Origin of the sequence: Sinisalibacter lacisalsi (assembly GCF_014640115.1) — a bacterium.
Classification (GTDB): Bacteria; Pseudomonadota; Alphaproteobacteria; order Rhodobacterales; family Rhodobacteraceae; genus Sinisalibacter; species Sinisalibacter lacisalsi.
Genome location: NZ_BMGI01000002.1, coordinates 565,044 through 586,520, shown reverse-complemented (window position 1 = coordinate 586,520; position 21,477 = coordinate 565,044). Strand labels below are relative to the sequence as shown.

The following is a 21,477-nucleotide window of genomic DNA, read 5'->3' as shown; positions in this document are numbered from 1 at the left end:
TGGTGAAAGACCGAATGTTCCGGCGGGCCTGGCCCATGATCCGCGATCCTCCTCCGGGGCACCCCGCCCGGGTTGACATGACAAGGATGGCAGGTCTCCTGACTCGCGGGTCTCGGCTCTCCTGCGCCTTCCCGGGCCGGGGCCCAGTGGCTTGATGCAGGATGGCTCGCCGCTCACAGTTGCGGGGGCAGTCGCGGATTTGGGGCAAGCCCCGCACCGCGTTCCCTTTTAAGGTCATCGGCCAAGCCGAACGACCACCATCACCCGAGTCATGGCAGGAACGGGATCGCGGGGCAAGACGCAAGATCGTCACGGTGCGGCTGACACGACGTCGGCGAAATCCGTACGGATTTCGTTGCGATTTCCGTACGGAAATCGGCCTGTTTTCCGTGCGGAAAACGCCTCAGGCGCGCTGGGCGAGCGCGGTCGGCGCGCGGATCGGCAGGCAGGACATGGCGAGGGCGGTCACGCCCGGGGCGATGGCGGTGGATGCGGGCGTCGCGGTCACGCAAGGTCTCATTGCGGGGTCAGGCCGATCACCGGCCCGCCCGCGGCCTCGGCGTCGGCGGGGTCATGGGTGACCATCAGCGCGGGGATCGCGCGCGCCCGGATATGGGCGAAGGTGAAGGCGCGGATCTCGTCGCGCAGGCTCGCGTCGAGCTTGGAGAAGGGTTCGTCGAGCAGGAGGGCGGCGGGTTCGGCGAGAAGGCTGCGCATCAAGGCGGCGCGCGCCCGCTGGCCGCCCGAGAGGCTCGCCGGATCGCGGTCATGCAGCCCCGCAAGCCCCGCCCGCGCCAGCGCCGCCTCGACCGCCGCGCGCCGCGCCGCGCGCCCTTTCACCCGCGCCGCGAGGCCGAAGGCGAGGTTGTCGCCGACCGAGAGGTGGGGAAACAGCACCGCGTCCTGGAACACCAGCCCGACGCGGCGGGCCTCGGCGGGCAGCGCGAGGATGTCGCGCCCGTCGAGGGTCACGCCGCCGGAGAGGGTGAAGGCCGGCGCGAGGTGGCCGGCGATGGCGTCGAGCAGGGTGGATTTGCCCACCCCGGAAGGGCCCATCACGGTGCTGACCTCACCGGGGCCGATGGTGAGGCTCAGCGGCGCGAACAGCGCCGCCCCCCCTGCGACCCGCACGCTGAGGGCATCCAGAACCAGGCTCATGCGCCGCCCCCCCTCAATGCGCGCCGGTCGCGGTGCAGCAGCGCAGGCACGAGGAAGGCGGCGGCATAGGCGGCGAGCGGCAGCGCCGTCTGCAGCGTGGCATAGGCCCCGGTCACCCGCCGGTCGGAACCCGACGACAGTGTCACCGCCTCGGTGGTGAGCGTGGCGATCCTCCCCGCGCCCATGAACAGCGTCGGCAGGTATTGCGCCACCGAGACCGCCACGCCGATCGCGGCGGCGGTGAGGATCGGGGCGATCAGCACCGGCAGCTTGACGGTGAACAGCCGCCGCCACGGCCCGGCGCCGAGCGAAGCGGCGGCGCGGGCAAGCCGCGGGTCGAGCGCGCGCCAGGGGTCGGACAGCGTGATCATCACGTATGGAAAGACGAACAGCGCCTGCGCCCAGATCACCGCCGCGAGCCCGCCCGAGAGCCCGAGCCGCAGGAACAGCACGTTCAACCCGTAGAGAAAACCGATCTGCGGCACCAGGAGCGGCAGGTAGATCAGCGCCTCGGCCCAGGGCGCGCGCGGGCTGCGGGCGCGGTCCTCGCCCTCGAGCCACGCCACGGCGAGGGCGAGCGAGAGCGCGGTGGTGGCGAGGGCCAGGGCCAGCGTGAGGCCGAGGGCGCGGGCAAGCCCCGGCGCCGCCCCGGTCCAGGCCCGGAGCGACCAGCTCTCGGGAAGCGCCGCAGGCCAGGGCCAGCGCCAGGCGAAGGACCATGTCAGCAGCGCGAGCATGGCCAGCGCGCCGAGTGCGGCGGCGATCATCCCGAGCCCGCGGGCGAGGGGGAGGATCGGATCGAGCCCGTGCCCGCGCCCGCCGCGGCAGAGCCAGAACCGTCCGGCCATCGCCAGGGCCCGTTCCGTGAGCCACAGCAGCGCGAAGGCCGCCGCCACCAGCCCGCCCTGCAGCAGCGCCCCGGCCGAGGCCGGCAGCAGGAGCGCGGTGTCGGGCGCGAAGAACAGCCGGGTGAGCAGCACCGCCAACACAGGCGGGTTCGAGGGCCCGAGGATCAGCCCCATCTCGACCGTCGAGAGCGCATAGGCCAGCACCACCATCACCGGCAGCCGGATCAGCGGCCAGAGCTGCGGCACGATCAGCTTGAGCCAGACTGCCGCGCGCCCGTAACCGAGCGAGCGCCCGGCGGCGAGGTGCTGGGCGAGCGGGATCTGGGTGAGGCCTGCGAGGCTGACCAGCATCAGGAACGGCACCTCTTTCAGCATCAGCCCGAGGATCAGCGCGATGCCCCAGGGGTCGCCCACCAGCGCGATGTCGGGCGGGCGGTCCAGCCCGAGGATCGGCGCGAGTAACCGGGCGATCCAGCCCGAGGGGGTGAGCACGAAGGCCAGCCCGATGGCGAGCGCGGCGTGGGGGATGGCGAGGAACGGGGCGAGCAGGCGCGCCGCCCGGCCGCCGGTGAGGCGCGGCTGCAGCGCGGCGGTGAGCGCCAGTGCGAGGATCAGCGACAGCAGGGTCGAGACGATCCCGGTGAAAGCGGTGACCTTGAGTGAGGTGGCCAGCCCCGGCAGCGCGAAGAGCGCGGACCAGGGCGCGAGGCTGGCCTCGGTCGCGCCGATCACCGGCATCACCCCGAAGCCCGCCCGCGCCGTGGCCCAGAGCCCCGCCGCGATCGGGCCGATCAGCCCGAAGGCCAGCGCCGCGAGGACCAGCGCGCGCAGACCCCGCCCTTCGGGCGCCACTCTCATCGGGTGTTGCGGTCGGCCCAGGCCTCGGTGAGGCGGGTCATCCAGCTGGCGTGCGGCTCGATCAGCGTCGGCCCGAGTTCGTCGAGCCGGGGCAGGGCGGGGTCGTCGGGCAGCGCGGCGAAGGCGGCGCGCCCGGCGTCGTCGAGCCTGGCCGGGTCGAGCACCGAGAAGGCGCCGAGCACGTCGATGTTCTGCATCTGCGCTTGCGTCTCGGGGGCGAGCAGGAAATTGGCCACCACCATCGCGCCTTCGCGGTTGGCGGCGTTGTAAGGGATCGCCACGAAGCTGACATTGCCGATGCTGCCGCCCTTGGGCACGAAAACGCGGGCGGTGTCGGGCAGAAGCCCCTGCCGGATCGCGGCGGCGGGGGCGGCGGGATCGAAATACATCGCGATGTCGATCTCGCCGTCGTTCATCAGCTGTTGCTGGATGGATTCGTTCTCCGGAAAGGCCGCGCCACCGCGCCAGAGGTTGGGCCGGAGCGCGTCATACCAGGCCCAGAGCGGGGCGGTGGCCTCGGCAAAGACCGCATCCCCGGCCGGCGATTGCAGCGCGCTTGCGTCGGGCGCAAGCTCGATCAGCGCCTGCTTGAGGAAGGTGGCGCCCATGAAGTTCGACGGGTCGGGATGCGTCATCCGCCCCGGGTGCGCCTCGGCCCACGGCACGAATTCGGCCATCGTTTCGGGCGGCACGTCGATGCGGGCGGTATCGAAGGCGAAGACGAAGCGGGCGAGCCGCCACGGGCTTTCCATCCCCTCGACCGGCTCGGTGAAATCCACCGTGGCAGGCGCGCCGGGGGAGAGATCGAGGTAGGCGGCATTGGGCAGGCTTTCCACGAAGGGGCCATGCAGCAGCCCCTGCTCCTTCATCGCGAGAAAGTTCGGCCCGTTGATCCAGATCATGTCGACCGAGCCGCCCTCGTCACGCCCCGCCGCCTTCTCCGAGATCACCCGGGTGACCGCCTCGGCGGTGTCGGTGAGCTTGACGTGGCGGACCTCGACGCCGAAGCGCCGGGCGGTCTCGTCGCCGACCCAGTCGATGAAGGCATTGGTGCGCCCGTCGCCGCCCCAGGCGTTCCAGAAAACGGTCTGGCCACGCGCGGCGTCGAGCGTGGCCTGCCAGTCGTCGGCGACGGCAGGGGCGGTGGCGAGACTTGCCGCGAGGGCGGCGGCGGCGAGGTGAAGGCGCATCGATTATCCCTGTGTCTGGCCTTGGCGCGGGGCGTCAGGCCGAGGTGTTTTTCTTGTCCGGGGCGGCCGCGAAGGCCAGCCAGCCCTGCCGCCACCGCGTCAGCGTGGTGATCGCGCATAGCCCCGCGAAGATATAGGCCAGCGCGGCGAAGTGCTGCGGTAACAAACACATCAGCACGAAAAGCGCGATGGTTTCAAACCCCTCGGTGAGTCCGCCGAGGTAGTAGATGCCCTTGGTCGGATAGGCCCGCGCGCTCATCCCCTTCTGCGCCGCGATCACCGCGAAGGCGAGAAACGACGAGCCGGTGCCGACGAAGGCGGCGACGAGCACGGCGGCGGGCAGCGCGTTGGCGGCGGGGTCGGCCAGCGCGAAACCCACCGGCACCAGGGCGTAGAACGCGAAATCGAGCGCGATATCGAGAAAGGCGCCCCGGTCGGTCGGCCGGGTGAGCCGCGCCACTGCGCCGTCGAGCCCGTCGGCCAGCCGGTTGGCGAGGATCAGGGCGAGCGCGAGACCGAATTGGCCGAAGGCGAGCGCCGGCACGGCGGCCAGACCGATGGCGAACCCCGCGAGCGTGATCGCATCCGCCCGCGCACCGCGCGCGGCGAGCGCCCGCGCCAGTGGCGCCAGCGCGCGCCGTTGCAACGGCAACAGATGCGAGTCGATCATCCGGGTCTCCAGGTCCGAAACCAGCACGGCGGTCGAGCGGCGCGCCGGTTCCCCATGGCGTGCGCTTCCAAGCTGTCTATTGGCTGGGCTTCGCTTTGGAAAGTCACGTTTCCGGGCGATCCCGGCCCGCTGTCGCCCCCGGCTCAATCGTCGCGCAGCGTGGCGAGCGTCTCGTCAATCCGGTTGACCTCGGCGGGCGCGCGCAGGGTGGTGCGCACACCCAGCACGGCCTCGAGGCGCGCGGCCAGGCGGGCGCGGTCGATGCCGCCGGGCGCGTGGTGATAGAGCGCGTCCTCGGTGAGCGCGAGACGGTCGCCGGGCGCGGCGAGCTTGCGCAGCGCCTCGCTGCGCGCCGGGCTCGACCGGTGCAGGAACCAGATATGCGCCTCGGCGCTGTTTCGCGTCGTGCCGGCGGCGGGCCGGGCGGCGATAATCTCGGCAAAGCGTTCGCGCGACAGCACGAGGGCGCGAGGGCGCCAGCCGTGGTTGGCCGCGATCATGTCTTCGACGAAGCTGCCGAAGGCGCGCGCGTCGATCACGCCACAGAAGATCGCGTCATTCGACTTCGGGAAGGTCTTGACCTGCCGCAGCCCGAACCCCTTGAGCAGCCGGCGCAGCGCCGAGGCGGGAAGCCTGCCGCTTTCCACCTTGCCGATCGCGTCGAGCAGCAGCACCCAGGCGTTCATCGCAGCAGCCTGCCTTCCATCACCCGCACCGCTTGCCCCGCGACGGTGACGCCGCCGGGCCCGGCCTCGACCTCGATCACGCTGGGCCGGCCCATGTCGTCGCCCTGGTGAACGGTGAGCGCCACCGGCCCGCCGCGCCGGTCGGCGAGCAGGGCGGCGAGCGTGGCGGCGGCGGACCCGGTTGCCGGGTCTTCGGGGATGTTGTCGAGCGGGGCGAACATCCGGGCATGGATCCTGTCGCCGGCATCGACGAAGGCATATTGCGCGAAATCGAGGCTTGCCGGGAAGGCGGCGGCACCCTCGCGGAAGGCGGCCGGATCGGGGGCGAGGGCGGCGAGCGTGGCGCGGTCGGCCAGCTCGGTGAAGGTGAAGGCAAGGCCGAGCGAGGCCATCTCGGGCGCGCCGGCGAGCCGGTCGGGCGTGGTGCCGAGGGCGCGGGCGACGAGGGCGGGTGGCGGCGACGCGAGGCGCTGGAGCGGCGCCGAAGTGGTGAAGCTGGCGCGCCCGCCTGCGGCCCGCGCCGCGAGCGGCCCGATCCCCAGTTCGAGGACCATGTCGGGGCCAAGCCCGGCCTCGGCCAGCATCGCCGCCGCGCCGATCGTCGGGTGGCCGGCGAAGGGCACTTCCATCGTCGGGGTGAAGATCCTCAGCCGCGCGGTATGCGCCGGGTTCTCGGGCGGGTAGAGAAACACCGTCTCGGAGAGGTTGAACTCGCGCGCGATGGCCTGCAGCTCGTCCTCGGGCAGGGCGCGGGCATCGGGCAGGATGGCGAGCGGGTTGCCGCCATGGCGCCGCGCGGTGAACACGTCGTAGACGAGGTAATCGGTCACACATCCCTCCTTGCCCGCAGCACGGAGGCGCGGGCGATGATCCTGTCGCGCGAGCGAGTTTCGGACGAGTCGCGCTATGAGGCAAGCCCGTTCGGCGACTGTGCGATAACTTTGGCCGCGCGCCACGGCGCCGGGGTCTGGCCGCAGGGCACGCGGCGCAAGGGGTTGACTTCCCCGCCATCCCCCCGTCCTTTCGCGCCATGCATGACAGGCGCGACATTGACCTGGGCGGTGGCGCCCTGCTGATTTTCCTGATGGTGATCCTCGCCGGCAACCAGGTGGTGATCAAGCTCACCAACGAGGGGTTGCAGCCAGTCTTTGCCGCCGGCGTGCGGTCGCTCGGCGCGGTCGCGGTGATCTGGGGCTGGATGCGCCTTCGCGGCCACCGGCTCGACTTCAGCCCCGGCATGCTCGGGCCGGGGGTGCTGATCGGGCTGATCTTTTCGGTCGAATTCGTCGCGCTCTTTCTTGCCCTCGATCTCACCACGGTGACCCGGGTGAGCGTGATCTTCTACTCGATGCCGGTCTGGATGGCGCTCACCGCGCATTTCGTGCTGCCGGGCGAGCGGCTGACGCGGACCCGTCTTGTCGGGCTGACGCTGGCCTTCGCCGGGGTGGCCTGGGCCATCGTCGACCGCTCGGGGCTGGGCGGCGAGGCGTCGCTCGCGGGCGATATCGCCGCGCTGATCGCGGCCCTGGGCTGGATGGGCGTTTCGCTCCTGCCGCGCCTCACCCGGCTTTCGCAGGCCCGGTTCGAGATGCAGATGTTCTGGCAGGTTTCGGTGTCGACCCCGGTGCTGCTCGGCGCCTCGCTGTTCTTCGGCCCGCTGCTGCGTGATCTGACGGTTATGACGGGCTGGCTGATGCTGTTCCAGATCGTGGTGGTGGTCTCGGGGGTGTTCGTGGTCTGGTTCTGGCTGCTGTCGCGTTACAAGACCAGCCAGATCGCCGCCTTCGCCTTTCTGTCGCCGGTCTTCGGGGTGATCCTCGGCTGGCTCTGGCTGGGCGAAACCGTCACCCTCGCGCTGATCGCCCAGCTGGTGCTGGTGGCCGCCGGGATCATGCTGATCAACCGCAGGAGCTGAGGCGTCAGTTGCCGGAGGACTTGGCGAAGATGCCGGCGGTTGCCGCGGCCATGCGGATCGCCTTCGACTTGTTGACGGTTTCCTCGAACTCGGCCTCCGGGTCGCTGTCGTAGACCACGCCGCCCCCGGCCTGGATGTAGAGCTTGCGATCCTTCACCACCGCGGTGCGCAGGGCGATGCACATGTCCATGTCGCCGCCCGCGGAGAAATAGCCCACGCCGCCGCCGTAGACGCCGCGCTTTTCCGGCTCCAGCTCGTCGATGATCTCCATCGCCCGCACCTTGGGCGCGCCCGAGACGGTGCCGGCGGGAAGCCCGGCGAGCAGGGCCGAGAGCGCATCTTCGTCTTCGCGCAACTCGCCGACCACGTTGGAGACGATGTGCATCACGTGGGAATAGCGCTCGATGATGAATTCTTCCGTCGGGCGCACCGTGCCGATCTTCGCCACCCGGCCAACGTCGTTGCGGCCGAGATCGAGTAGCATCAGGTGCTCGGCCAGTTCCTTCTGGTCCGAAAGCAGATCGGCTTCGAGCGCCTTGTCCTGCTCGGGCGTCTGCCCGCGCGGCCGCGTGCCGGCGATCGGGCGGATGGTGACCTCGCGGCCAAACACACGGACGAGGATCTCGGGGCTCGCGCCGACGACCTGGAAGCCGCCGAAGTTGAAGAAGAACATGAACGGCGAGGGGTTGGTGCGGCGCAAGCTGCGGTAAAGCGCGAAGGGCGGCAGGGGGAAGGCCTGGGTCCAGCGCTGGCTCGGCACGACCTGGAAGATGTCGCCCGCGCGGATGAAGTCCTTGGCCTTTTCCACCGCCGCGAGGTAGTCGGCCCGCGCGAAGTTCGACACCGGCTCGGGCGTCTCGGTCACCTCGCCCAGATCATGCGTGGTGGGCGGCTGGCGTTCGAGATCGCGCAGCGCGTCCATCACCCGCTCGGCGGCCTGGGCATAGGCCGCGCGCGCGTTCAGCCCGCCGCCCTGGAAGGCGGGGGAGACGAGGATCACCTCGCCCTTCACCCCGTCGAGCACCGCCACCACCGAGGGGCGCATCATCATCGCGTCGGGCAGGCCGAGCGGATCGGGGTTCACGTCCGGCAGGTGTTCGACGAGGCGGATCATGTCGTAGCCGAGGTAGCCGAACAGCCCGGCGGAGGCGGCGGGCAGATCGTCGGGCAGGTCGATCCGGCTCTCGGCGAGGATCTCGCGCAGCGCGGTCAGCGGCTCGGCCGCCATGTCTTCCCAGGCGTCGGGATCGAACCTTGCCTGCCGGTTGACCCGGGCGCTTGTGCCGCGGCACTCCCAGATCAGGTCGGGCTTCAGGCCGATGATCGAGTAACGCCCGCGGGTTTCGCCGCCGGTCACGCTTTCGAGCATGAAGCTGTCGCGCTTGGCCTCGGCGAGTTTCAGCATCAGCGAAACGGGGGTATCGAGATCGGCCGCGAGCCGGGTGTAGACCACCTGGTTCTTCCCGGACTCCCAGGCTTTTTCGAAGGCGTCGAAGGAGGGCGTCAGGGCCACGGGATCACCTCACTGGAACGACGTGTTGACCGCGTTGATCATCGCCTGGTCGAGCGTGATGCCGGCGTCCGCCTCGATCGCGGCGGAGAAGGCGGCCTCGACGTCGAGCGCGAGCGTCTGGGCGGAGCTGGCGAGGAAGTTCTGCTTCACCGAGCGGGCCTCCTCGCTGTCCTGGTCGGCGGCAATCACCGCGTCGAGGCGCAGCAGGAACACGCCGCTTTCATCCTCGACCAGCGCCCAGTCGCCGGGCTCGAGCGCGAAGGCGCGGTCGACCAGCGCGGGCGGCGCGCCCTCGATGAAGCCATCGCGCGTGAGCCCGGTCTCGATCACCTCGGTCAACCCGAGGCTGGCCGGGCTTTCGCCGGCTTCGATCTCGTCCAGCATCTCCTCGCCGCGGGCGGCGAGACGGCGCAGGGTTTCGGCTTGTTGCCAGGCGTCGATCGCGTCCTCGCGCACCTCGTCGAGCGGCTGCATCCGGGGCGGCACCACCTCGTCGAGCCGGAGCGCGAAGAGCCCGCCGTCCGACAGCAGCTCGATCGCCGGGTAATCGCCCTCGGCCACGCTCTCGGCGGCGGCCCGGAAGGCGTCATAGGCGGCGATTCCGTCGCTTTCGGCGCCGGTCCAGTCGATGGTTTCGAGCCGCATGCCCTCGGCGTTGGCGAGGTCTTCCAGCGTGGCCCCGGCGGCGAGCACGTCGTCGAGCTCGATCATCCGGTCCTGCAGAAGACGGCGGGCGGCATCGGCGGCGTATTCGGCGCGCAGATCCTCGCGCGCGGCCTCGAAGCTGGTTTCGCGCGCCGGCAGGATCGCGTTCATCCGCAGCAGCGCCGGGCCGAGATCGGTCATCACCGGGCCCGCCACGCCGGGGCCGTCGAGCGCGAAGACCTCGGCGCCGGCGCGGCCAAGCTCGCCTTCGGTCACGTCGCCTAGATCGGTGTCGGCAAGCTCGAGCCCGCGTCCGGCGACGAGGCTTTCGAAGGTGGCGTCACCCGTCTCCAGCGCCGCCGCGGCCGCCTCGGCTTCGGCCTCGGTGCCGAACACCAGCCGCTCCACCAGCCGCCGCTCGGGCATCCGGTATTCGTCGATCCGCGCCTCGTAAAGCGCGCGCAGATCGGCCTCGGACACCTCGATATCGTCGATCACGTCTTCCGGCGCGAGCCAGGCATAGGTGATGCGGCGCGCCTGCGGCAGGGTGAAGATCGCGGGGTTTTCCTCGTGGAAGGCGGCGAGCGTGGCGGCGTCGGGCGTGCCCACCGGCGCCTCGAGCGCCTCCGGGCCAAGCCGCGCCCAGGTGAAATCGCGCGCTTCGCGGGCCCAGCCATAGAGCACCTCGGCGTAGACCGGGGGCACGGCGATGCCGTTGGTCACCGCGCCCTGAAGCACGGTGCGGGCGACCTCGGAGCGCAGGGTCTGCTCGAACTCGCGCGCGGTCAGGCCGGATTGCTGCAGCACGAAATTGTAGGTCTCGCGGTCGAACCCGCCGCTCATGCCGTGGAAGGCGTCGATGTCGCGGATGCGCGCCGCCAGTTCCTCGTCGCCGACCGAAACCCCGAGCCGCGCGGTCTCGTTCTCCAGCGCGACCTGGTTGATCACCGTCTCCAACGCCGCCTGGTCGAGGCCGATGGACTGCGCCTCGGCGAAGCTCAGCCGCTCGCCGATCTGGGCCTGGAAGGCGTTGAGCTGGGCGTTGAGCTCGCGAAAGTAGCGGTCGCCGGAAATCTCGGTATCGCCGACCTTGCCGATGGCGCTCACGCTGCCGCCGAAGTTGAACGACCCGAAGCCGACCAGGCCCACCATCACCAGGCCCATGATGATCCAGACGAACACCCGGCTGATCTTGTTCTGCGCCATCGACATGAGCGGAAATCTCCCCGTTACGGTCACCCGGTTCTAGGGCCTGTGCGGACGAATGCCAACAGCGGAAAACGGCCGGCGCGCGCCTTCAGCCGGGGCCGAGGGCGGCGAGGCGGTGGAACAGCTCGGCGATGCCCGCAGCGTCGATATTGGCGAAGGCGATGCGCAATTCGCGCGGCGCGGCGGGATCGTCGCCGGGGCGAAACATCGTGCCGGGCAGCGCCAGCACGCCGATCTCGCGCACCATGCGGCGGCAGAGCGCGTCGGCGGGTTCGGCGAACGGGTGGCGGACATAGGCGAAATAGGCGCCGGCGCCGAGCAGGCGCCAGCCCGGCAGGGTGGCGAAGCCGGTCTCGATCGCGGCGCGGCGGGCGAGGATCTCGGCGCGCTCGCCGGCGAGCCATTGCGAGAGGTTCCGCATCCCCCAGAGCGCCGCGCGCTGGCCGAGCTGGTTGGGGCAGATCGTCACCGTGTCGAGGAACTTCTCCGCCTCGGCCAGCCGGGCCGGTGCGGCGAGGAGCGCGCCGACGCGGTGGCCGGTCAGCCGGTAGGCCTTGGAGAAGGAATAGAGATGGATCAGGGTGTCGTCCCAGTCCGCGGCTTCGAACAGGTGGTGCGCGGGCGCCGGGCGGCTGTCGAAATCGCGGTAGGTTTCGTCGAGCACGAGGGCCAGGCCACGGGCGCGGGCGAGGTCGTGGAAGGCGGCCACGAGGTCGGCGGGGTATTCGACGCCGCCGGGGTTGTTGGGGGTGACCAGCACGATGGCGCGGGTGCGCTCCGTGATCAGGCGCTCGGCGGCGGCGACGCTGGGCAGAAGCTCGTCATCGGTGGCGAGCGGCACGGCGGTAACGCCGGACATGTCGAGCCACATCTTGTGATTGAAATACCACGGCACCGGCAGGATCACCTCGTCGCCCGGGCCGGCAAGCGTGGCCATCACGGCGGCGAAGGCCTGGTTGCAGCCGGAGGTGATCGCCACCTGCGCCGGGGTGACCGCGCCGCCGTAGAGCGCCGAGACCTGCGCGGCCACCTCCTCGCGCAGCGCGGGCAGGCCGAGCACCGGGCCGTAGAGATGCGCCGTGTCATCCTCCATCGCCGCTTCGGCGATGGCCCGGCGCAGCCCCTCGGGCGGCGGGGCCACCGGCGCGGCCTGGCTGACGTTGATCAGCGGGCGTTCGGGCGGGAAATGCACCCCCTCGATCCAGCGCCGCGCTTCCATCACCGGGGGCGGGAAGGTGCGCGCCATGTTGGGGTTGGTCGGGGTCATGCCTGCCTCCTGCGTTTCGCGGACAGAGTGCCATGCCGCCGGCATCGGCGGAAGCGGCTTCGGCGGGGCCGGGAACGCGGTCGCGCGACCGCGTGTCACGCCGCCGCGTGGCGGCGTGCGCCCGGCTCAGGCCGCGGCGGTGACCCGGGCCAAGCCTTCGATCCTGGCTTTCGCCGCGCCGCTGTCGATGCTCTCGCGCGCACGTTCGACCCCTTCCTTGAGCGATCCGGCCTTGTCGGCCACCACCAGCGCGGCGGCGGAATTGAGCAGCACCGCGTCGCGGTAGGCGCCCGGTGCGCCGTCGAGCAGGGCGCGAAAGGCGCGGGCGTTGTCTTCCGGGGTGCCGCCCAGGATGTCCTCGAACGGATGCACCGGGAGGCCCGCGTCTTCCGGGTGCAGCTCGCGCTCGATGATGTCGCCGCCCTCCAGCGCGGCCACCCAGCTCACCCCGGCGATGGAAAGCTCGTCGGTGCCGTCGCCGCCGTGCACGAGCCAGGCCTTCTCGCTGCCGAGCGCCTTCAGGGTTTCGGCCATCGGCCGGATCATCTCGCGCGAGAAGGCGCCGGTGAGTTGGCGCGTCACGTGGGCGGGGTTGGTCAGGGGGCCGAGAATGTTGAAGATCGTCCGGGTGCCAAGCTCGGCGCGGGTGGGCATGACATGGGCGATCGCCGGGTGATGCATCGGCGCCATCATGAAGGCGATGCCGACCTCCTCGAGCGCCTTTTCGACCACCTCCGGCCCTACCATCACGTTCACGCCCATCTGGGTCAGCGCATCCGCCGCGCCGGATTTCGACGACAGGTTGCGGTTGCCGTGCTTTGCCACCACCACGCCCGCGCCGGCGGTGACGAAGGCGGTGGCGGTGGAGATGTTGAGCGTGCCCTTGCCGTCGCCCCCCGTTCCGACGATGTCTATCGCGCCCGCGGGGGCATGCACCCGGCGGCATTTCTCGCGCATCACGAAGGCGGCGGCGGCGTATTCGTCCACCGTCTCGCCGCGGGTGCGCAGGGTCATCAAGAGCCCGCCGATCTGGCTCGGCGTCGCCTCGCCCTCGAACAGGATGCTGAAGGCGGTCTCGGCCTCGGCGCGGGTGAGCGGCCGGTCGACGGCGGCGGCGATGAGGGGTTTGATCGCGTCGCTCATGCCGATACCTTCGCTTGTTCGGTGACCTGGTCGAGGAAGTTCCGCAGCATCGCGTGGCCGTGTTCGGAGCGGATGCTCTCGGGGTGGAACTGCACCCCCTCGATCGGCAGGGTCTTGTGGCGCAGGCCCATGATCGTGCCGTCGTCGAGCCAGGCGGTCACCTCGAGGCAGTCGGGCAGGCTCTCGCGCTCGACGATCAGAGAATGGTAGCGCGTGGCCTGCAGCGGCGAGGGCAGGCCCCTGAACACGCCTTTGCCGCCATGGTGGATCTCGCCCATCTTGCCGTGCACGATGTCGGTCGCGCGCACCACCTTGCCGCCGAAGGCCTGGCCGATGGTCTGGTGGCCGAGGCAGACGCCGAGGAGCGGCACGCCGATCTCGCCCGCCGCGAGGCTCAGTGGAAGGCAGATGCCGGCCTGGTCGGGATCGCAGGGGCCGGGCGAGAGCACGATGGCCTCGGGCCTCAGTGCCATCGCGGCCTTCACGTCGAGCGCGTCGTTGCGGTGAACGACAACATCGGCCCCCAACTCGCCCAGGTAATGCACGAGGTTGTAGGTGAAGCTGTCATAATTATCGATCAGCAGGATCATGCGCGCGGGTCCGGGCAAAGGGGGTTTTCTGTCGATGGCGTCGGGGTATACATGTTCAGAGGCGCCGCCGAGGGTCAAGAGGCGGGGCGCGCGATATCGAAAGGGGGCCGCAGGTGGCACGTGGCATTTTGGCAGGCATCGCCACGGGGATCGTGGTCGCGGGGCTCGGGCTGGGCACGGCATCGCTGGTGCTCGACCGGGTGGAAATGCCCGGGGCCGTTCCGGCGCCGGCGGCGCAGGAAACCCCGGTGAACGAGGCACCGGAGCCGGCGCAGGGGCAGGACGAAGCGGCCCCTGTTGAGCCGGAAATGCCCGCGGCGGAGGATGCCGAGGCGGACGGCGTGCCGGACGCGGGCGGCGATGCACCTGCCGATACCTCGCCGGCTGACACCCCGTCCGACGATCCGCAGGAAGGCGATGCCGAGGCGGAGCCTGATCTTTCGGGGACCGCGGCGCCGGCAGAGGCCGAGCCGTGGGCGGACGCGGGCGACACGGCCGACGCCGACGCCACGAACGCAACGGCGGCCACTGATGCCGACACCGCCGATGCGCCTGACGCCATGGCGGCCAGCGATGCAGAGACCCCGCCCGCAGACGCCGACGAACCACGGGCGCCGACGCCTGAAGCCGACGCGCCAAGCGCCACCCGGCCGGCCGATGCGCAAACGCCCGAGGCGGAGGCGCAAGACGACGGGGCCGAAGCGGAGGCGCCGGCGCAGGCCGTGTCCGGGGCGCAGGACGACGCGGCCCCGGCCGATGCCGACGCGCCGGAGGCGGAGACCGACGTCGCCGCCGCGATGACGCAACCCGAGAGCCCCGCAGCGCCGGCGATCTCCGAGTCGACGGCCGAGATGCCCGGCGCTCCCGATACCGACGCAGCGGACGCCGCAGAGCCGGCCGAGACGACTGCTGAGGCAGATCCAGAGGCCGATACCCCGGCAAGCACCGTGATCACCGGCCGTTTGCCCCGGATCGGCGACGAGACGGAGGAAGAGCCCACCGGGGAAGACCTCGCCGAGGAAGCCACCGCCGAAGACCTGGCCAGCGCACCCGCGCTGCAGCGCAATGCGGCGCCCTTCGACGCGCCGGCGGATCTGCCGCTGATGGCGATCCTGCTGATCGACACCGGCAACGCCAACGCCGACCTCGGCAATCTGCCTTTCCCGGTGAGCGTGGCCGTCGACGCCGCCGCGCTCGACGCGGCCGAGACCATCGCCTTCTACCGCGACCAGGGGCTCGAGGTGGTCACCATCCTGCCGCTGCCCGAGGGCGCCACGGCGGCGGATGTCGAGATCAACCTCGAAGCCTATGTGCCGCTGCTGGAAGACAGCGTTGCCGCCATGGCCGAGGAATCGCTCGGCTTCCAGGGGCTGGGTCCGGGGGCGGTGCAACTCGCCGTCAACCTCGCGGAGACCGGCCACGGCCTCGTCAGCTTCCCGTCCGGGCTGAACACCGGCCACAAGGCGGCGCAGAAGGCGGGGGTCAAGGCCGGGCTGGTGTTCCGCGATCTCGACGCCGAGGGGCAGGCCGCGCCGGTGATCCGCCGCTTCCTCGACAATGCCGCCTTCCGCGCGCGCAACGAATCAGGGGTGATCGTCGTCGCGCGCACACGGGCCGAAACGGTGCAGGCGCTGGTCGAATGGTCGCTCGGCACCCGGGCCGCATCGGTCACTCTCGCGCCGGTCTCGGCGCTGCTCGCCGACCGGTGACGCCGGCCCGCCGCGGGTCGCCAAAGACGGGGGCGACACCAGGCAGACGGGGCCCGTGCGGTAGCGTTTCGTGCCGTGAAAATTCCACCCCAGGCGCTTTGGTGCGCGGGCGCGATGCCCGCTTCATCCCGCCGCCGCGCCCGGTCCGGCGAGGGTTGCGGCATTCTGCCGCAGAGCGCGTGCGCAGGGCCGGAATGGCCGCCATCGGCCGCGTGACATTGAAACAAAATTCTGGATCAAATCGACATATCGGAATAAAAGAACAACAGATGCCGCCGGAGACCAGGGCCGAAAAAGAGCCAGGGCTGCCGGAGAGGTCACAGGGAGGAACGTGATGATCAAGTCGCCGCTTGTCGCCGGGGTGACCGCCATTATGATCGCGGGGTCGGCCACCGCGCAGGAGCTGGGAGACGCGGAAGAGGGGGCGAAGGCCTATCGCCAGTGCGCCTCCTGCCACCAGGTCGGCGAAGGCGCCAAGCACCGCGTCGGCCCGCATCTCAACGGCATCTTCGGCCGCCGCGCCGGCTCGATGGAAGATTACACACGCTATTCCAAGGGGCTCATGCGCGAGGGCGTCGATGGCCTGTTCTGGGATCTGCGCACGCTCGACGCCTATATCGAGAACCCCAAGGCGCTGGTCAGCGACACGCGAATGGCCTTCCGCGGGATCAAGGACGCGGAGGAACGCGCCGACGTGCTGGCCTACCTGCGCCAGTTCTCCGCCAATCCCGCCAACATACCCGAAGCCGCGCCGACGGCGATGCCGAGCGAGGTGGACCTGGCGCCCGAGGTGCTCGCGATCGCCGGCGATGTCGACTACGGTGAATACCTGTCGACCGAATGCATGACCTGCCACCAGGCCGACGGCGACGACGAGGGCGTGCCCTCGATCACCGGCTGGCCGGAGGAGGATTTCGTTGTGGCGATGCACGCCTACAAGCAGAAGATCCGCCCCCATCCGGTGATGCAGATGTTCGCCGGACGGCTGTCGGACGAGGAAATCGCGGCTCTCGCCGCATATTATGGCAGCCTGTGATCCGGGCCGCCATGTTCGGACCGGCCCGGTGTCGGGCGGTCAAGTTACCAAGGAAGGACACGTAATGAAACTCAACAGACGCACCTTTGTCGGGACCGGCATGGCGGCCGCGGCGAGCCTTTCGGCGCCGTCGGTGCATGCCGCGGGGCATGGCAAGCCACGGGTCGTGGTCATCGGCGGCGGCGCCGGCGGTGCCACGGCGGCGCGCTACATCGCCAAGGACAGCGACGGGGCGATCGACGTGACGCTGGTCGAACCCACGCGCACCTATTACACCTGCTTCTTCTCGAACCTCTACCTGGCGGGCTTCCGCACCCTCGAAAGCATCGCCCACAGCTATGGCACGCTCGCGGCCGACTACGGCATCAACGTGGTGCACGACTGGGCCGTCGGCGTCGATCGTGACGCCCAGACCGTGACCCTCGCGGGCGGTGACACCCTGCACTACGACCGGCTGGTGCTCAGCCCCGGGATCGATTTCGTCGATGGCGCGGTGCCGGGCTGGGATGTCACGGCGCAGAACGCGATGCCGCACGCCTACAAGGCCGGCTCGCAGAGCGAGCTGCTCAAGCGCCAGATCGAATCGATGCCCGAGGGCGGCCTCTTCGCCATGATCGCGCCCCCCAACCCCTACCGCTGCCCGCCGGGGCCCTACGAGCGGGTCTCGATGGTCGGCCACATGCTGAAAGACATGAACCCGACCGCGAAGATCCTGATCCTCGATCCCAAGCCCGCGTTCTCCAAGCAGGGCCTGTTCGAGGAAGGCTGGGCCAAGCACTACCCGGGCATGATCGAGCGGATCGGGCCGGATTTCGGCGGTGCCGATGTTTCGGTCGACCCCGAGGCGATGACCATCACGGTCGACGGCGAGGTCACCAACGTCGACGTCTGCAACGTCATCCCGGCGATGAAGGCCGGCCGCATCGTCGAGATCGCGGGCGTGAACGATGGCAACTGGGCACCGATCGAACCCAGCTCGATGCGCTCCACCATCGACGCCAACATCTACGTGCTCGGCGACTCCACCAGTGCCGGCGACATGCCGAAATCCGGCTTCTCGGCCAACAGCCAGGCCAAGGTCGCCGCGATGACGATCCGCGGCGAGCTGACCGACTCGCGGGTCTTCCCGGCCAAGTTCTCCAACACCTGCTGGTCGCTGATCGGCACCGATGACGGTGTGAAGGTGGGCGCCTCCTACGAGGCCACCGAGGAGAAGATCGCCAAGGTCGACGGCTTCATCAGCCAGACTGGCGAAGACGAGGAGCTTCGCAGGCGGACCTACGAGGAAAGCATCGGCTGGTACGAAGGCATCGCCTCCGACATGTTCGGCTGAGTCGGGAACCTCCGTCGGACATCGAGACGCGCGCCTTTCGGGGCGCGCGTCTTTTCTTTCGGCGCCGCTCCCCCGCCGGCCGGTCCGACTGCGAAGGTCGCAGAAGGGGGGCTGTCTGCCCCCCTCGCGCTGACGCGCTCACCCCCCGAAGGTATTTTGTCGACCCAAGAACCCCCGGGGCGCGGCCTGGACCGGCCCGGGCGCGCGGCTTCTTGGGTCGGCAAATACCTTGGGGGGTGAATTGGCCGAAGGCCAAGAGGGGGGCAAGGCCCCCCTCCCGGTCGTCCCGGGCGCAGCCCGGGGCGAAACCGTTCAGCCGCCGGCCTTGGCCAGCGCCTGGTCGAGATCGGCGATCAGGTCGTCCGCGTCCTCGATGCCGATCGAGAGCCGCACCACGTTGTCGCCGGCGCCCGCCGCCGCGCGCTGCTCGGGGCTGAGCTGGCGGTGGGTGGTGGAGGCGGAGTGGATGATCAGCGAGCGCGTGTCGCCGAGGTTGGCGACGTGGCTGAACAGCTCGAGGTTGTCGACGAGCTTCACGCAGGCATCGTAGCCGCCCTTCAGCGCCACTGTGAAAATCGCGCCCGCGCCCTTCGGGTAGACCCGTTTGATGCGGTCGTTGTAGGGCGAGGAGGCCAGCCCGGCATAGCTCACGCTTTCAACGCGCGGGTCCTGCTCCAGCCATTCGGCCACTTTCTGGGCGTTTTCCACGTGTTTCTGCATCCGCAGGCTGAGCGTCTCGATCCCCATCAGCGTGTAATGCGCGGCCTGCGGGTTCATCGTCATGCCCAGGTCGCGCAGGCCCACGGCGATGCTGTAGAAGGTGAAGGCCATCGCCCCGAGCGCTTCGTGGAACTTGATGCCGTGATAGGCGGGCTCGGGCTCGGAGAGCGAGGGGAACTTGCCCGAGGCCGACCAGTCGAAGGTGCCCGCATCCACGATCGCGCCGCCGGTCACCGTGCCGTTGCCGGTCAGGAACTTGGTGGTGGAGTGCACCACCAGCGTCGCGCCGTGCTCGATCGGCTTGCACAGGTAGGGCGTGGCGGAGGTGTTGTCGACCACCAGCGGCAGCCCGGCATCGTTCGCCACCTTGGAGATGGCGTCGAGATCGGTGGGCACGCCCGCCGGGTTGGCGAGGCTTTCGCAGAAGATCGCGCGGGTGTTGTCGTCGATCGCCGCCGCCACCGCCGCGGGATCGTCGAAATCGACGAATTTCGCTTCCCAGCCGAAGCGTTTGAACACCTGGGTGAACTGGGTGTAGGTGCCGCCATAGAGCCGGGTCGAGGCGATGATGTTCAGCCCCGGCGCCATCAGCGGGTAGAGCGCCATGATCTGTGCGGCGTGGCCCGATGAGGTGCAGACGCCGCCGGCGCCGCCCTCGAGCGCGACGATCCGGTTGGCCAGCGCGCTCACCGTGGGGTTGGTGAGGCGCGAGTAGATATTGCCCACTTCCTGCAGGTTGAACAGCGCCGCCGCGTGGTCGGCGTCGCGGAAGACGTAGGCCGTGGTCTGGTAGATCGGCACCTGGCGCGCGCCGGTGGCGGGATCGGGTTCGGTGCCGGCGTGCACCTGCAGCGTGTCGAATCCGAGGTCTTTGGTCATCTTGCGTGTCTCCCTGACATTTCTGCGCGGGAGGCTAGGGCAAAGCCGGGGGCAGGGCAATTGGCCGCGCGAGAAAGGAAGTTTGTTCCATGCCCGGCCCGGGGGCTGGAATTCGGGTGCGCCCGGGCTAGGGTGGATGGAACAACCATGCCGGAGCGCGCCGATGCCCACGCCCTTTCACCTCGCCATCAACGTCACCGATCTCGACGCCGCCCGCGCCTTCTACGGCGGGGTGCTGGGGTGCGCCGAGGGGCGCTCGACCGAGACATGGGTGGATTTCGACTTCTTCGGCCACCAGTTGAGCCTGCATCTCGGCCCGCCCTTCGCCACCGCCGACAGCGGCCGGGTGGGCGATCACATGGTGGCGATGCCGCATTTCGGGCTGGTGCTTGCCTATCCCGACTGGCGCGCGCTGGCCGACCGGCTGGAGGCGGCGGGCACTGCCTGGGTGATCGCGCCCACCGTGCGCTTCGAAGGCGCGCCGGGCGAACAATGGACGATGTTCTTCCGCGACCCGTCGGGAAACCCGATCGAGGTGAAGGGATTTCGCGACATGGGGGCGGTGTTCGCGGGCTGAGCCGGGCGGCGTGTTTCGCGCTCAGCGGATCCAGAACCCCTCGCGCTTGATCCGGTTGCGCAGGATCTTTTCGGAGCGCGGCAGGCGGTCGCGGTCGAACATCTCGCGCAGTTTCCGGCCGCGCCCGTGAAAGATCATTTTCTTCATCGGATCATGGGCTTTGAGCACCTTCTTGATCCGGTTCGGCGCGGCCGCCGCCTCGATCGCCTCGATCACCCGGTCGCTCTCGCGGGCGTAGGCCAGCGGCAGCACCCGCCAGTGGCAGGAGACCGCGCCGTCGAGCCCGTCAAGCTCCGGGCCGGGCCGCCCGCCGCCGAGGGCATGGATCACCAAGGGCAGCGCGACCTGGTCGAGCCAGGGGTCGAGGCTTTGCAGCGCGAGTTCCTCGGGCGGGTCGTCGCGGATCGAAAGCGCGGTGTCGAGGAAACGCTGGCCGAAGCCGTGCGGATCGGCGCCGAAGAACCAGCCGGCGTTGAAGTAGAGGTAGCGGCCCCAGTATTCGTCGGGCTCGGAAAGATCGAGCGTGCTTTCGAAATCGAGCCCGAAGCGGTCGTAGAGCGATTTCCAGATCGCGCCGTAGCCGGGGCCGTAAAGCTCGATCTCGGGCCATGTGCCCTCGCGCCGCATCGAGGCCGAGGGGCGGGCGAAATCGAACGGCACCGCGCTGAGCGCGCCGGTGATCACCGTGTCGCTGTCGAAGAAGACGAAGGGTTCGCCCTCGGGCAGCGCCAGAAGCGCCTCGATCTTGTTGCCCTGCGGGTAGGACTTGCCGAAATGGCGCGCGGGGAAGGGCAGGATCTCGGCGTTCAACTCTTCCAGCGCCGCGCGCACCTCGGGGTCGATGCGCGGATCGTTCGGCCAGGCGCCGCCGGGTTCGGGTTCGGCGATGAACAGCCGGCCCGTGAAGCCCGGGTCGTTCCGGCGCAGCGAGGCGGCGAACAGCAGGGCCTCGTATTGCAGCCGCCCGGCCTGGCCGACGACCACGACGTTGAACGCTGCCCGCTTTTCCGCCTGCCTGGCCATGATCGCTTTGCCTGCCCCTTGCTTTTCTGACAGTATAGGCCCAGATGCCGAGAGGAAAAGCACCCTCGATCATCCCGGTGCAGGAGCGCAAATGAAGGTTTTTCGTACGGTCGGTCTGATCCTGGCGCTGGCGACGCCGGCGATGGGCCAGCAGCCCATATCGGCTGATGACAGCAAACAGGTTTTTGATGTCACAAAGAACCGTTGGGTTGCGGTCAAGGAATACGACGGTAAGGATTTTCTTGATTTTGGCCACCTTCTGGCGTGGCGGTGCGGTTTGGAGAGCATCAGGTACTCTGTAAATGATGGGGCGGAAAAGCAATTTCAGATGGAGCCCTGCTATATTGATGACGTGGCCCCCAACGCACAGGTCGATCTTACATTCCCGCCCTTTGTCTCCTTTGATTTGGGTGCAATCGAGACTGTAGATGTGGTTCTCGAATACAAGGATGGCTCGACCGATCGCGCGACCTACCGGCGCGGCGATATCCTTAAGAACTGATCCCGG

General features: G+C 69.7%; 19 protein-coding genes and 1 riboswitch. Of the genes, 6 read left to right on the top strand and 13 right to left on the bottom strand.

Translation table 11 applies throughout. The annotated features are described in order from the left end of the window. Window positions 1-71 precede the first annotated feature (71 nt). Window positions 72-277, bottom strand: a riboswitch (cobalamin riboswitch). 239 nt (window positions 278-516) lie between these two features. From IEW01_RS08690 to IEW01_RS08665, 6 genes are all read right to left on the bottom strand, one after another. After that, complete coding sequence (locus tag IEW01_RS08690) at window positions 517-1,158, bottom strand: ATP-binding cassette domain-containing protein (protein WP_188527214.1); 642 nt, start codon at window positions 1,156-1,158, stop codon at window positions 517-519. Then, window positions 1,155-2,864 carry an ABC transporter permease gene (locus IEW01_RS08685; RefSeq protein WP_188527213.1) on the bottom strand — a complete coding sequence of 570 codons (1,710 nt, stop codon included), beginning with the start codon at window positions 2,862-2,864 and terminating at the stop codon, window positions 1,155-1,157. Before IEW01_RS08685 ends, IEW01_RS08690 begins: the two co-directional genes overlap by 4 nt. Beyond that, window positions 2,861-4,054: an ABC transporter substrate-binding protein gene (locus IEW01_RS08680; RefSeq protein ID WP_188527212.1), complete on the bottom strand. Its 1,194-nt coding sequence runs from the start codon at window positions 4,052-4,054 to the stop codon at window positions 2,861-2,863. Before IEW01_RS08680 ends, IEW01_RS08685 begins: the two co-directional genes overlap by 4 nt. A gap of 34 nt (window positions 4,055-4,088) precedes the next feature. After that, on the bottom strand, window positions 4,089-4,724 hold the full coding sequence (locus tag IEW01_RS08675; RefSeq protein WP_188527211.1) for a CDP-alcohol phosphatidyltransferase family protein: 636 nt from the start codon (window positions 4,722-4,724) through the stop codon (window positions 4,089-4,091). Between the two features lie 143 nt (window positions 4,725-4,867). Further along, entirely contained in the window at window positions 4,868-5,410 is a 543-nt protein-coding gene (locus IEW01_RS08670; RefSeq protein WP_188527210.1) for a DUF1697 domain-containing protein, read from the bottom strand. Further along, window positions 5,407-6,240 (bottom strand): PhzF family phenazine biosynthesis protein, encoded by an 834-nt coding sequence (locus tag IEW01_RS08665; protein ID WP_188527209.1) that lies wholly within the window; start codon window positions 6,238-6,240, stop codon window positions 5,407-5,409. The genes IEW01_RS08670 and IEW01_RS08665 overlap by 4 nt, the downstream gene beginning before the upstream one ends. 200 nt (window positions 6,241-6,440) lie before the next feature. Here IEW01_RS08665 and IEW01_RS08660 point away from each other — a divergent pair, with 200 nt between their 5' ends. Then, a complete protein-coding gene (locus IEW01_RS08660) occupies window positions 6,441-7,325 on the top strand; it encodes a DMT family transporter (RefSeq protein WP_188527208.1) in 885 nt (294 codons plus the stop codon). Window positions 7,326-7,329: 4 nt separating this feature from the next. Here the strand turns inward: IEW01_RS08660 and trpE are convergent, their stop codons facing one another. The 5 genes from trpE to IEW01_RS08635 all read right to left on the bottom strand — a co-directional run bounded on the left by trpE (window position 7,330) and on the right by IEW01_RS08635 (window position 13,692). Next, window positions 7,330-8,838 (bottom strand): anthranilate synthase component I, encoded by a 1,509-nt coding sequence (gene trpE / locus IEW01_RS08655; protein ID WP_188527207.1) that lies wholly within the window; start codon window positions 8,836-8,838, stop codon window positions 7,330-7,332. A gap of 9 nt (window positions 8,839-8,847) precedes the next feature. Continuing rightward, a complete protein-coding gene (locus tag IEW01_RS08650; protein WP_229738156.1) occupies window positions 8,848-10,689 on the bottom strand; it encodes a peptidyl-prolyl cis-trans isomerase in 1,842 nt (613 codons plus the stop codon). 91 nt (window positions 10,690-10,780) lie between these two features. Further along, a complete protein-coding gene (locus IEW01_RS08645) occupies window positions 10,781-11,959 on the bottom strand; it encodes an aminotransferase (protein WP_188527205.1) in 1,179 nt (392 codons plus the stop codon). A gap of 126 nt (window positions 11,960-12,085) precedes the next feature. Beyond that, complete coding sequence (trpD, locus tag IEW01_RS08640) at window positions 12,086-13,102, bottom strand: anthranilate phosphoribosyltransferase (RefSeq protein WP_188527204.1); 1,017 nt, start codon at window positions 13,100-13,102, stop codon at window positions 12,086-12,088. Further along, window positions 13,099-13,692, bottom strand: a complete 594-nt coding sequence (locus IEW01_RS08635) for an anthranilate synthase component II (protein ID WP_188527203.1) — start codon at window positions 13,690-13,692, stop codon at window positions 13,099-13,101. Before IEW01_RS08635 ends, trpD begins: the two co-directional genes overlap by 4 nt. Before the next feature lie 113 nt (window positions 13,693-13,805). Here IEW01_RS08635 and IEW01_RS08630 point away from each other — a divergent pair, with 113 nt between their 5' ends. The 3 genes from IEW01_RS08630 to IEW01_RS08620 all read left to right on the top strand — a co-directional run bounded on the left by IEW01_RS08630 (window position 13,806) and on the right by IEW01_RS08620 (window position 17,770). Beyond that, complete coding sequence (locus IEW01_RS08630; protein ID WP_188527202.1) at window positions 13,806-15,401, top strand: divergent polysaccharide deacetylase family protein; 1,596 nt, start codon at window positions 13,806-13,808, stop codon at window positions 15,399-15,401. A gap of 334 nt (window positions 15,402-15,735) precedes the next feature. Then, complete coding sequence (locus IEW01_RS08625) at window positions 15,736-16,437, top strand: c-type cytochrome (RefSeq protein ID WP_188527201.1); 702 nt, start codon at window positions 15,736-15,738, stop codon at window positions 16,435-16,437. A 64-nt stretch (window positions 16,438-16,501) separates the two neighbouring features. Further along, window positions 16,502-17,770: an NAD(P)/FAD-dependent oxidoreductase gene (locus IEW01_RS08620; protein WP_188527200.1), complete on the top strand. Its 1,269-nt coding sequence runs from the start codon at window positions 16,502-16,504 to the stop codon at window positions 17,768-17,770. 312 nt (window positions 17,771-18,082) lie between these two features. On the opposite strand, the gene IEW01_RS08615 is transcribed toward IEW01_RS08620, so the two are convergent. After that, window positions 18,083-19,369, bottom strand: coding sequence for an O-acetylhomoserine aminocarboxypropyltransferase/cysteine synthase family protein (locus tag IEW01_RS08615; RefSeq protein WP_188527199.1), 1,287 nt, complete (start codon window positions 19,367-19,369; stop codon window positions 18,083-18,085). A 163-nt stretch (window positions 19,370-19,532) separates the two neighbouring features. On the opposite strand from IEW01_RS08615, the gene IEW01_RS08610 reads away from it, so the two are divergent. Beyond that, window positions 19,533-19,946, top strand: a complete 414-nt coding sequence (locus IEW01_RS08610; protein WP_188527198.1) for a VOC family protein — start codon at window positions 19,533-19,535, stop codon at window positions 19,944-19,946. A gap of 21 nt (window positions 19,947-19,967) precedes the next feature. Here IEW01_RS08610 and IEW01_RS08605 read toward each other — a convergent pair whose 3' ends face one another. Beyond that, the gene (locus IEW01_RS08605; protein WP_188527197.1) at window positions 19,968-20,969 is read right to left on the bottom strand and encodes a GT-B fold glycosyltransferase domain-containing protein; all 1,002 of its coding nucleotides are present in this window, start codon (window positions 20,967-20,969) and stop codon (window positions 19,968-19,970) included. A 91-nt stretch (window positions 20,970-21,060) separates the two neighbouring features. On the opposite strand from IEW01_RS08605, the gene IEW01_RS08600 reads away from it, so the two are divergent. Beyond that, window positions 21,061-21,471 (top strand): hypothetical protein, encoded by a 411-nt coding sequence (locus IEW01_RS08600; protein ID WP_188527196.1) that lies wholly within the window; start codon window positions 21,061-21,063, stop codon window positions 21,469-21,471. Window positions 21,472-21,477 lie beyond the last annotated feature (6 nt).

Coding starts and splice junctions, on each gene's coding strand:
- IEW01_RS08680 (WP_188527212.1), bottom strand. CDS start 4,054: ATGCGCCTTCACCTCGCCGCCGCCGCCCTCGCGGCAAGTCTCGCCACC.
- IEW01_RS08610 (WP_188527198.1), top strand. CDS start 19,533: ATGCCCACGCCCTTTCACCTCGCCATCAACGTCACCGATCTCGACGCC.
- IEW01_RS08685 (WP_188527213.1), bottom strand. CDS start 2,864: ATGAGAGTGGCGCCCGAAGGGCGGGGTCTGCGCGCGCTGGTCCTCGCG.
- IEW01_RS08670 (WP_188527210.1), bottom strand. CDS start 5,410: ATGAACGCCTGGGTGCTGCTGCTCGACGCGATCGGCAAGGTGGAAAGC.
- IEW01_RS08675 (WP_188527211.1), bottom strand. CDS start 4,724: ATGATCGACTCGCATCTGTTGCCGTTGCAACGGCGCGCGCTGGCGCCA.
- IEW01_RS08690 (WP_188527214.1), bottom strand. CDS start 1,158: ATGAGCCTGGTTCTGGATGCCCTCAGCGTGCGGGTCGCAGGGGGGGCG.
- trpD (WP_188527204.1), bottom strand. CDS start 13,102: ATGAGCGACGCGATCAAACCCCTCATCGCCGCCGCCGTCGACCGGCCG.
- IEW01_RS08635 (WP_188527203.1), bottom strand. CDS start 13,692: ATGATCCTGCTGATCGATAATTATGACAGCTTCACCTACAACCTCGTG.
- IEW01_RS08620 (WP_188527200.1), top strand. CDS start 16,502: ATGAAACTCAACAGACGCACCTTTGTCGGGACCGGCATGGCGGCCGCG.
- IEW01_RS08600 (WP_188527196.1), top strand. CDS start 21,061: ATGAAGGTTTTTCGTACGGTCGGTCTGATCCTGGCGCTGGCGACGCCG.
- IEW01_RS08615 (WP_188527199.1), bottom strand. CDS start 19,369: ATGACCAAAGACCTCGGATTCGACACGCTGCAGGTGCACGCCGGCACC.
- IEW01_RS08650 (WP_229738156.1), bottom strand. CDS start 10,689: ATGGCGCAGAACAAGATCAGCCGGGTGTTCGTCTGGATCATCATGGGC.
- IEW01_RS08645 (WP_188527205.1), bottom strand. CDS start 11,959: ATGACCCCGACCAACCCCAACATGGCGCGCACCTTCCCGCCCCCGGTG.
- IEW01_RS08605 (WP_188527197.1), bottom strand. CDS start 20,969: ATGGCCAGGCAGGCGGAAAAGCGGGCAGCGTTCAACGTCGTGGTCGTC.
- IEW01_RS08660 (WP_188527208.1), top strand. CDS start 6,441: ATGCATGACAGGCGCGACATTGACCTGGGCGGTGGCGCCCTGCTGATT.
- IEW01_RS08625 (WP_188527201.1), top strand. CDS start 15,736: ATGATCAAGTCGCCGCTTGTCGCCGGGGTGACCGCCATTATGATCGCG.